At 38.8% G+C, this 9494-nt stretch carries 10 protein-coding genes; 7 read left to right on the top strand and 3 right to left on the bottom strand.

Annotation, left to right across the window (positions count from 1 at the left end; all coding sequences use genetic code 11):
- The 7 genes from ACESZG_RS18660 to ACESZG_RS18630 all read left to right on the top strand — a co-directional run.
- Positions 1 to 322 (top strand): hypothetical protein (locus tag ACESZG_RS18660; protein ID WP_368211413.1); only part of this gene is annotated, 322 nt, incomplete at its 5' end.
- A 56-nt stretch (positions 323 to 378) separates the two neighbouring features.
- A complete protein-coding gene (locus ACESZG_RS18655) occupies positions 379 to 990 on the top strand; it encodes a class I SAM-dependent methyltransferase (protein WP_373218936.1) in 612 nt (203 codons plus the stop codon).
- A 301-nt stretch (positions 991 to 1291) separates the two neighbouring features.
- Entirely contained in the window at positions 1292 to 1531 is a 240-nt protein-coding gene (locus ACESZG_RS18650) for a DUF6061 family protein (protein WP_006859036.1), read from the top strand.
- Between the two features lie 249 nt (positions 1532 to 1780).
- Positions 1781 to 2470: a response regulator transcription factor gene (locus tag ACESZG_RS18645; protein WP_009265522.1), complete on the top strand. Its 690-nt coding sequence runs from the start codon at positions 1781 to 1783 to the stop codon at positions 2468 to 2470.
- The gene (locus tag ACESZG_RS18640; RefSeq protein ID WP_006859034.1) at positions 2467 to 3498 is read left to right on the top strand and encodes a sensor histidine kinase KdpD; all 1032 of its coding nucleotides are present in this window, start codon (positions 2467 to 2469) and stop codon (positions 3496 to 3498) included. Before ACESZG_RS18645 ends, ACESZG_RS18640 begins: the two co-directional genes overlap by 4 nt.
- Before the next feature lie 151 nt (positions 3499 to 3649).
- Positions 3650 to 4315, top strand: a complete 666-nt coding sequence (locus tag ACESZG_RS18635) for an ABC transporter ATP-binding protein (RefSeq protein ID WP_006859033.1) — start codon at positions 3650 to 3652, stop codon at positions 4313 to 4315.
- A gap of 14 nt (positions 4316 to 4329) precedes the next feature.
- Positions 4330 to 6657 carry an ABC transporter permease gene (locus tag ACESZG_RS18630; RefSeq protein WP_055152279.1) on the top strand — a complete coding sequence of 776 codons (2328 nt, stop codon included), beginning with the start codon at positions 4330 to 4332 and terminating at the stop codon, positions 6655 to 6657.
- A gap of 195 nt (positions 6658 to 6852) precedes the next feature.
- Here the strand turns inward: ACESZG_RS18630 and ACESZG_RS18625 are convergent, their stop codons facing one another.
- The 3 genes from ACESZG_RS18625 to ACESZG_RS18615 form a co-directional block, all read right to left on the bottom strand.
- On the bottom strand, positions 6853 to 7560 hold the full coding sequence (locus ACESZG_RS18625; protein ID WP_008394183.1) for a DUF6040 family protein: 708 nt from the start codon (positions 7558 to 7560) through the stop codon (positions 6853 to 6855).
- Positions 7538 to 9259: a MobA/MobL family protein gene (locus tag ACESZG_RS18620; protein WP_015530716.1), complete on the bottom strand. Its 1722-nt coding sequence runs from the start codon at positions 9257 to 9259 to the stop codon at positions 7538 to 7540. Before ACESZG_RS18620 ends, ACESZG_RS18625 begins: the two co-directional genes overlap by 23 nt.
- A partial coding sequence (locus ACESZG_RS18615; protein WP_373218934.1) for a hypothetical protein occupies positions 9216 to 9494 on the bottom strand: 279 nt, incomplete at its 5' end. The genes ACESZG_RS18615 and ACESZG_RS18620, both read right to left, overlap by 44 nt.

Genomic DNA, 9494 nt, shown 5'->3' with positions numbered 1-9494 from the left:
TTCCACTGCTTTTTTAATAAAAATAAAACTGCGCCACAGCCTTGGCAGGCCATCGCGCAGCGATTTTGTTCAATCGGTATTTAACGAGGAGGTAATGATTATGAGTAGAAATATAAAAGGTGGTTTTTTAACATTAAGTGGTGTTGTTGGTATTGTAGGAATGATAATAGCGGCAATGCAAAATCCGGCAACTGCATGGGTAACGCCACCTGGAAGAATGATTGTAAATATTTTAGAAAATGGATTATTGATTCCTACGGTTTTATTCCTTGTTCTTTTTATTTATGGATTGTATATTCTCCTAACGGAGAAAAACGATTGAGCAATACCGGTTTGTCGAATTAAGAAAACCGGTATTTGTGGAGGAGGAATTCTGTAATGAGATTTTTTGAAAATACCCGTAAGCCACAAGGCTTCGGCGGAAAATTGATGACGAAGATGATGAACAGTGGTCACGCCAAATTATCGCAATGGGGATTCTCAAATATCTCCGCGAAGTCTGATGCTGAAGTTCTGGACGTCGGCTGTGGCGGCGGAGCAAATATTGCGGTTTGGCTTGATAGATGTAGAAATGGCCACGTGACAGGAATGGATTATTCTGAGGTTAGTGTGGCAGAATCTCAAAAATTGAACGCCTTCGCCATTAAACAAGGGAAATGTAATGTAGTTCAAGGAGATGTATCTGCTATACCCTTTTCTGACGCGACTTTTGATTATGTTTCTGCCTTCGAAACAGTTTACTTTTGGCCAGGATTAGTAAAATGCTTTTCCGAGGTCAACCGTGTGCTGAAAAGCGAAGGCATATTCCTGATTTGTAACGAGAGTGACGGAACGAATGCCGCAGATGAAAAATGGACAAAGATGATCAATGGTATGAAGATTTACACATCTAAACAACTTGTTGCCGCTTTGAAAGAAGCGGGTTTTACAGAGATCAAAACGTATTCAAATGCAAAAAATCATTGGATAAGTATTGTTGCAACGAAATAGCCAAATTCAAGTTGATATTTCACATATTTTAGGAAATTTAATAACTGTTATATTTGATTATCAAATTCTTCGCAAACCCTTGAAAATACTAAGTTTGTAGCAAGTGAACTTTCCCTTACTCTTTCCCTTGTGTTACATTTTCCCATTGCTTTTCATGAACCTTAATATGGGAAAAATTAAGGGAAAGAAAATTTCATAACACAATATAACATATAACAATAACGACATGGTGAACTGATTGAAATGTTTTCGATATTTAACTCTGTAACTGATTATCAAAAGAAAATGGAGATAAGATACGATGAGAACAATTTATGCAGAATATAATATAAACCACGATAGTATTGATGTTTACACAAGTGCTGGATATATGCTTCGCATTGATTGCTGGGAAGCTGAAAAAAATTTAAAAACCACATATGGATCAGAATGTGCGCTTACTTCATTGGCTGTGGATGAGCCTTTGGAATATGCAAGATTATATCTTGATGGCAATTTACAGATGTGGGTGGATACAGAAGATTCATTAGAACTTTATTAAGCAAGAAGTGAGATAGTGTTGTAGGGAGTTTCCTGTAGTTAAAGATACCACACCCGATATGATGAACCCACGCTTATACACTACCAGCTATGATAAAAGAAAGGACAGCAATTTGACACTGCTGTCCTTTCTTTTATAAAATTGCAGTACACAGAAAAAAGCTGTAAAATGAAAAATATATTTGTCCTTGTAACAATTCTCGGACATTTGCCTGTTATACTATCTGCAAAAAGAAAAGGAAGTGATAATATGAAGCATATTTTAATTGTCGAAGATGATAATCTTTTGAATAAAACGCTTACTTATAATTTGGAATTGGACGGTTACACAATAACTTCTGTTCTGAATGCAAGGACAGCCGCTGAATCATTAAAAACAAACATTTTTGATTTGGTATTGCTGGATATAAATTTACCAGACGGAAATGGTTATGACCTATGCCGTCTTATCAAGCCAGAGCATCCTGATACAGTAGTTATATTTCTAACTGCCAACGATCAGGAAAGCAATCAGATACGGGGATATGAAGCTGGTGCAGTGGATTATATCACGAAACCTTTTTCGATTAGTGCTTTGCAGCGAAAAATCAAAGCCATGTTCGCTATGTTGGAGCATCACAAACCAGCTAAGGATATTTACGAGGATGGTAGCTTGTTTCTGGATTTTTCGGAACAATTTGCAAGTTTGAACGGGAAACCATTAGCACTTTCTGCGATGGAATATAAAATGTTGAACCTATTTCTTAAAAATCCGAAGCAGGTACTTACTCGCCAACAATTTTTAGAAAAACTGTGGGATGTTGATGAAAAATATGTAGATGAACATACCCTTACTACTTCTATCAGCCGTATTCGCAGTAAGATTGAAGCAGATGGCGACACATATATCAAAACGGTTTATGGTATGGGGTATCAATGGACAGGAGGCGAAAAGAAATGAATCTGAATAACCTTTCTGCTAAGAAAATTTGTAGACTGGTTAGTGCTGGCATGGTTTTCTCTATGCTGGTAATTACCGGTATTTTCGGCGGTATAATGCAGGATATACGAATTTTTATAGTGGGTGGAACATTGACACTCTGTGCGTTTTTCTGGATTTGGCTATTGGTGCTGATTTTTGGAAAACGCCTTTCTCATTTTACTTCTAATTTGTGCCGGACGCTGGACAACATGATTGATGGAAACGAGGAATTACAAAAGTCAAATGATAGTGAAACTCTTTTTGCCCGTATCAACCACCGCTTAATCCGGTTGTATGAGATTATGCAGAAAAACCGGCACAAGGTAGACATGGAACGACAGGAGCTTCAAATGCTGATTTCTGATATTTCACATCAAGTTAAAACGCCTGTCAGCAATTTGCAAATGGTAACGGACACACTTTTAACAAAGCCTGTTTCAGAAGAAGAACGGATGGACTTTTTACAAGGCATACGTAGTCAGACTGATAAACTGGATTTTCTGTTCCAAGCACTGGTTAAAACGTCCCGGTTGGAAACCGGAGCAATACGATTAGAAAAGAAAGACAGCAGCTTATTCCATACGCTTGCACAAGCCATGAGCAGTATTGTATATGCCGCAGAGAAAAAAGAAATTGCTGTATCCGTGGATTGCCCGGAAAATTTGATAATCTCCCATGACAGCAAGTGGACAAGCGAAGCCCTTTTCAATCTGCTGGACAATGCAGTAAAATACACTCCGTCAGGTGGAAAGATTTCTGTATCAGTGGTTCAGTGGGAAATGTACGTAGAGGTCAAAGTGACCGACACCGGCAAGGGCATTTCAGAAAGCAATCAGGCTGCCATCTTCCGGCGCTTCTATCGTGAGGAAGAAGTACACGATCAACAGGGTGTGGGAATAGGTTTGTATTTGGCTCGTGAGATTGTAACAAGGCAAGGGGGCTATATCAAGGTTGTTTCAGAGCTGAGGCAAGGCTCAGAATTTTCTATTATGCTTCCTGTAAGGTAAGATATAACCACTTTTTTTGAAATGTCCGAGCGTTGTAACATTTCACTCTGATTTTCGATAAAAATTTTTTCTATCTCGGACATTTGTGTAACATTTGTGGTTTACAATGGCTTTATCAACAGATAGAAAGCCTTGAAAGGAGCATTTGAATATGAGCATTTTACAAACAATCGACTTAAAGAAGTATTACGGCACAGAACCAAATATTACTCGTGCCCTTAATGGTGTAAATTTTACTGTGGAACAGGGAGAATTTGTTGCCGTAGTTGGAACTTCCGGCAGCGGTAAGTCTACATTGCTTCACATGATGGGAGGACTTGATACCCCCACTTCCGGCAGCGTGATTGTACGGGGAGAAGAACTCGCAAAAAAGAATGATGATGAATTGACAATTTTCCGCCGTCGTAACATCGGATTTATCTTCCAAAATTATAATCTGGTTCCGATTTTGAATGTATATGAAAATATCGTCCTGCCTGTGGAACTGGATGGCGATACAGTAGACCAGAAATTTATGGACGAAGTTGTGTATATGTTGGCTTTAGAAGATAAACTGGAAAATATGCCGAACAATCTTTCAGGCGGTCAACAGCAACGTGTAGCGATTGCACGAGCTTTAATTACGAAGCCTGCGATTATCCTTGCTGATGAACCGACCGGAAATCTTGATAGCAAGACCAGTGCAGATGTGTTAGGGCTTTTGAAGCATACCAGCGGAGAATTTAATCAGACCATTGTAATGATTACTCACAACAACGAGATCGCTCAACTCGCAGACCGCATTGTACGGATTGAAGATGGTAAAATTGTTGGCTAAAGGAGGTGGGAATTATGAATTATCCTTTTGAAAATGATACCAGTGCAGTAATTAAAAAATTAGCACGAAAAAGTGTGCGTTTTGATAAGAAGAAAAACTTATTTTGCCTTTCGGCAATTATTGTAGCCGTTGCTATGATAATGATGTCGTTGCTCACAGTGCAAAATATCATTTATCAAAATCAGAAAGAAATCGAAGGATTACATCAAGGGATTTTCTTTGACATTACGCAGGACAGTAAAGAAAAGTTGTTAGCAAACGAAGAAGTAAAAAGTGTAGGACTTTCCTGTAATATCAAAACAGTGAAAGAAAATTCTAAAGAACTGTCTCTGATTTATTATGATGATGACATGCTTAGTTTGATTCCTGCCTTTGACGGAAAATATCCAGAGAAAGCAAGTGAAATTGCTGTTACAGATGCCTTTTTTGCCAGTGAAAATAAGTCTCCGGAAATCAACGCCATAGTTCAGTTGAATCTGGATGGTACTTTGAAGAATTATACTATTGTTGGTATTTATCATGATAAAACTTCTACCGCTTATCCTGTTTTTGTTTCACTTGAAAAATGCCGGGAATTACGTGGAAATAACCTGCTTAATGGATATGTTTGGCTTGAAAATGCAGATACCCTTACAAAAGACGAAGCAACAGAAATATTATCTCAAATTTCAGAGGAGACTGGACTGAATAATTGGACAGTCAGCAGTTACTATGATTATGTAAATACAACTTTGTCCTTCAGTAATTATGCGGTATATGGTGTAGTTGCTGCCATTTTGTTTTTAGCTGCCGCACTTGTAATTTACAGCATTTTCTATATTTCGGTTGGACAAAAAGTTGCTGAGTTCGGACAGCTTCGGACAATAGGGGCAAGTAAAAAGCAAATTTATAAAATAGTTCTTAAACAGGGTTATATGCTTGCAGTTCCGGGGATTTTAATTGGTAGTATCATGGGAACGATCATCAGCTATTGTCTGCAATCAAAAGGCTGGTCAGTATTTGCATTTATTGTTTCTCTATGTGGCGCATGCCTTTTTGGAATACTGCTTGTTTATATTAGTGTTCGTAAACCAGCAAAAATTGCAGCGAATACTTCTCCAATTTCCGCCCTGAAAAATCCAGTGGGAATTGTAAATTACCGCACTCACAAAAGACATCGTATTACGCCTGTATATTTAGCGAAAATCAGCTTTTCCAGAAACAGAAAAAAATCTCTATTGACCATTTTATCATTGGGACTGTGCGGAGTTATATTTTTCCTTGCAGCAAGTTATCAGAGTTCTTTTAATGCCGAGAGTATGGCTCGTTATTGGGATATGAAGTACGGAGATTTCAAAATCAGCATTGATTTAGAAAACGAAAGTGAAAATTTGGATGCTCTCTTGCAGAAAGAATATTTTTCTGATTATGTAAAGCGTGTTGGAGATATAGAGGGAGTTAGCAATATATTTACTTATGCTACCGTACCAGTTGATTTCTCAACAGACAATGATATTTCAGATAGCACCTTGATGCTCGGCTATAATGAAAAGGATTTGGCGTCGCTAAATGCAGCGGTTTTGTCTGGAAATATTACTGATGATACAGAATTAGTTGTAAGTGATCCCGAACGTATTTATGATGTTTACCATTGGAAACCTCAAATTGGGGATACTGTGACCTTTAATTTCAAAAATCATAGTGGTAAAACAATAACAAAAGCATTCAAAATTGGTGCAATCACTTCCAGCAATGATGGAATGGGTGGCTATATTTTCAGAATGCCGGAAAATATGCTCAAAGAACTTGCAGGTTATGACTGTACATACGCAATCGAAATACAAGCAGAAGCTGAATATCAGGAGATAATCGAGCAAGAACTCAAATTACTCGTTTCTGACAATAGGGATGTTCGCTTACAAACCCTTCAAGATTTTATTGTAGAACACCAATCAGACAATCGTGCAGGTTTTACATTAGCTTATGCGATTGCAGCCATCTTGTGGATATTTGCGGTCATCAATCAAATCAATCTTACTGTGACAAATCTTTTATCACAGAAACAGGAAATGGGCACACTAAAATCTATTGGTATGACAAATAAGCAGTTGGAGCAAGCATTTATGATGGAAGGTCTTTTTACTACTTTGATTGCATTGCTTATAACTGCTGTTGTTGGAATCCCCGGCGGATATGCAATCGGTATATTTTTGAAAAATGCAGGCATGTCTACGGGATTTGTATTTCCGGTTGTTGCTTTTACTCTTTTTGCTGTTGCTATGTTTATGCTTGAAAGTTTGATGACAATATTGCTTATTCATTCATGGAAGAAGCAATCTGTTATTGCAATAATGCGAAATTGATGATAGAAAGCTTTTCATATCTCGGTCAGCTCCACAATTACATTACTCTGCTGATACAGCCAGTCCGTAAATTCTTTCGGGCTGGCTGTTCCTGTTTTTACAGCCTTTTTTCTCTGTAATACTTCTTTTCATACAGTAAATTTTCACTAGGCTGGTATGGAGTAATTTTACTGTCTATACAGTAAGTTGAAAATACTAATATGGTCTTTTTTCTAACCAAACTTTAAGATAACATCTAATTCCAACATATGCGCCCTGCGAAAGTACGAAAAGCAATAGAAGATTTACTGACAGTACTTTTTTGATTGATTCTCCAAAATAAATGACAATAGCAACACTTGTCAGTATCATTAGTAGAGTAATAACATCCCAACAGTTTTTCTTATATAATTCTATAACCTTTATTTCTATCAGTATCGCCAGCATCCCTGTTCCTGCCATACATATTCCTACAATCAATATTAGCAATAACCAATATACCATTCCGGCTATAAAAGCATTTGGAATTTTTGTACTAATCTGTGCCGCAGAATGCCCGGCATCAATCGTCCATCCGACAAAGGTTTGTATGAATGATGCTAAATCATTGAAGAATGATTTACAATCGACAAGGAACATATCTGACTGTACTGCCTGAAAAAGAGTGGTTGTCAACGAATACCATGCAAGAAGGAACAAGGTTGTTTGGAACATTACCGTTTTTGCTTTATACTGTCCTGCAAGTCGCTCTTTTTGTGTTTCGTATTTTGCTTTTGCATTCTGATAGGCTGTCCGGTTACAGGCTTCACATTTTTCATAGAGTACCGGCTTTTCTACCGGTATTTCTACGATTTTCTGATGTGTCCGGGCATAATCCCGTTCCTGTGTTAAATAGCATATTTTATCTTGACATTCCTCTATCATGACGTTTGCGCTTCGCAACTTCTCTTTCTCGATCCGCAATGCTCTGTCTGCCAGCTTCAAGTCGTTCTTTAATGCTTGAATATTCCCGGCTCTGTTCTCTTTGTTTAATTTCTCGTTCAAGGTCAGAGATTCGCTGAGCTGCGTCTTCAGTTCCACGATAAGCTGTTCTTTCTGTTCTAGTTCTTCTTGTATCTCCTCGGTCAAGAGCAGAAGTTCTTCCAACTGTTCGGCGTTCTTTGATTCTCTGGATTCGTTCATCTATATCACGCCCTTTCTCTATCTGCTGTTCCAGTTCAGCAATTCGGTGTTCTGTTTCAGTAATAAACTGTTTTCGCTGTTCAGCTTCTGTGCCAATTTCTGCCATTGCTGATTTTCGTTTTCCAAAAGCTCTATCTTCGTTTTCTGTTCTTCCATCTTGGAAAGCAGTTCCTCGGTATTTGGCAAAATGTTGAGCAGCTCGGATAACTCGTTGTTTAATTTTTGTAATTTCTGATTCTGTTTTTGCATAAGAGAGAGTTGAGTGTCCCGGTTCTGCATTTCCAGAATCATTTCTGCCATTAGGTTCTGCTGTTCTTCGATTTGACCAATCATGGATTCCATTAAGGGTATAATTTCCCGGCTTTCTTCTAATGTCATTTAATCGCTCCTTCCATAATGATAATGCACCCGATACTTTCCCAAAGGTGTTTAGTATCTTTTGCAATAACGTGTTTTGTTGTTTTATGATTTGATTTTCCGCTACTTTCCACGAGCCTTTTATTTCCTGCCCGGCAAAAAACTTTTGTTCAATCTTTCTTGCGTCAGCTCCTTCATGGATGGTAGGAATCTGGAGTTTTCCCTGCTTTTCATAAGAACGATGATCAACTTGATTATGCAAAGGCAGATGTTCATTACATACCTTTGCCCATTCACTCCGCCACAGTTCACAATTTTTTGGATTGTTCCATCCAGTAGCATCGGTCAGCACCCGTTTCCATTGCAGGCGGTTTCTTGCTCCAATCTTCTGAATTCCGTTTTCGTCTAATACAGGGATACGGATTCCATGACGGTCAGGGTTTTTCTTATCCTGCCACCAGTTCGGATGGGATTCATCAATCACGATATTTCCGTTTTTATCTCTGACAAAATCCCAATCCTTGACTTCTTTCTTTCCCCAAGAATGATCCGGGTTAAAAGGACGCATAGTTAGAAGCAGATGGACATGGGGGTTGCCATCCCCTTTGTCGTGGATACTCCAATCAGCGCACATTCCTCTATCTACAAAAGTTTTTTGGATATAGTCGGTTGTATATTGAATTTGTTCCTGTCTGCTCCATTCTTTGGGGAGGGCAAATTCAAATGACCTGCCAAGTTGGGCATCTGCATTTTTTTCAATCTTCAATACCTCATTCCATAACCTCTGTTTCTGAAATGTGATTTTGAATTTTTCTAAAGCAGCTTCTTTATCTTCTGACCTTTTGTAGCGGACAGATTTTTGAAAGCGTTTTATATTTTCTTCTGGTACTATCTGCCATTCAGGAGGTGCGTTTTCACACATCATCAGACTGGTGTAGACCACTTCTTTTTTAGAAGTGTAATAACTGATTCTCCCGGTTTCCTCGTTTTTCATCACATCCCCATTGAGATATGCGGAAGCGGAGATAACAGATTTCCCTTTACTTCGTCCGACTATTTTGATTGTGTAATGAAAAATCGCCATATCTGGATTCCTCCTTTCTGCACATCCGGTATAGATTTCCGGCAACATTGCTTTCGATTTTAGAAAAAGCAGCATTGCCAGAACGCCCTCTGCGTAAGAGTGCCCTGCGCATAGCAGCCTGCATGGAATGCGCCTCTCTGGCGAAGAGTGCCTCCTGTGGCATGAGCAGGTCTGGCTGAAAGCCCCGCCGACGGAACGAGCCCGGCAAGCGTGAGCGCAGACCGGTTGCCACTTG

Origin of the sequence: Blautia sp. Marseille-P2398 (assembly GCF_964240315.1) — a bacterium.
In the GTDB taxonomy this organism is placed as follows: Bacteria; Bacillota; Clostridia; order Lachnospirales; family Lachnospiraceae; genus Blautia_A; species Blautia_A wexlerae.
This window is presented reverse-complemented; position numbering and strand designations above follow the sequence as displayed.

Excerpts from the sequence above, each read along its gene's own strand:
- ACESZG_RS18655 (WP_373218936.1), top strand. The coding sequence starts at position 379 with ATGAGATTTTTTGAAAATACCCGTAAGCCACAAGGCTTCGGCGGAAAA.
- ACESZG_RS18650 (WP_006859036.1), top strand. The coding sequence starts at position 1,292 with ATGAGAACAATTTATGCAGAATATAATATAAACCACGATAGTATTGAT.
- ACESZG_RS18645 (WP_009265522.1), top strand. The coding sequence starts at position 1,781 with ATGAAGCATATTTTAATTGTCGAAGATGATAATCTTTTGAATAAAACG.
- ACESZG_RS18640 (WP_006859034.1), top strand. The coding sequence starts at position 2,467 with ATGAATCTGAATAACCTTTCTGCTAAGAAAATTTGTAGACTGGTTAGT.
- ACESZG_RS18635 (WP_006859033.1), top strand. The coding sequence starts at position 3,650 with ATGAGCATTTTACAAACAATCGACTTAAAGAAGTATTACGGCACAGAA.
- ACESZG_RS18630 (WP_055152279.1), top strand. The coding sequence starts at position 4,330 with ATGAATTATCCTTTTGAAAATGATACCAGTGCAGTAATTAAAAAATTA.
- ACESZG_RS18625 (WP_008394183.1), bottom strand. The coding sequence starts at position 7,560 with ATGATAGAGGAATGTCAAGATAAAATATGCTATTTAACACAGGAACGG.
- ACESZG_RS18620 (WP_015530716.1), bottom strand. The coding sequence starts at position 9,259 with ATGGCGATTTTTCATTACACAATCAAAATAGTCGGACGAAGTAAAGGG.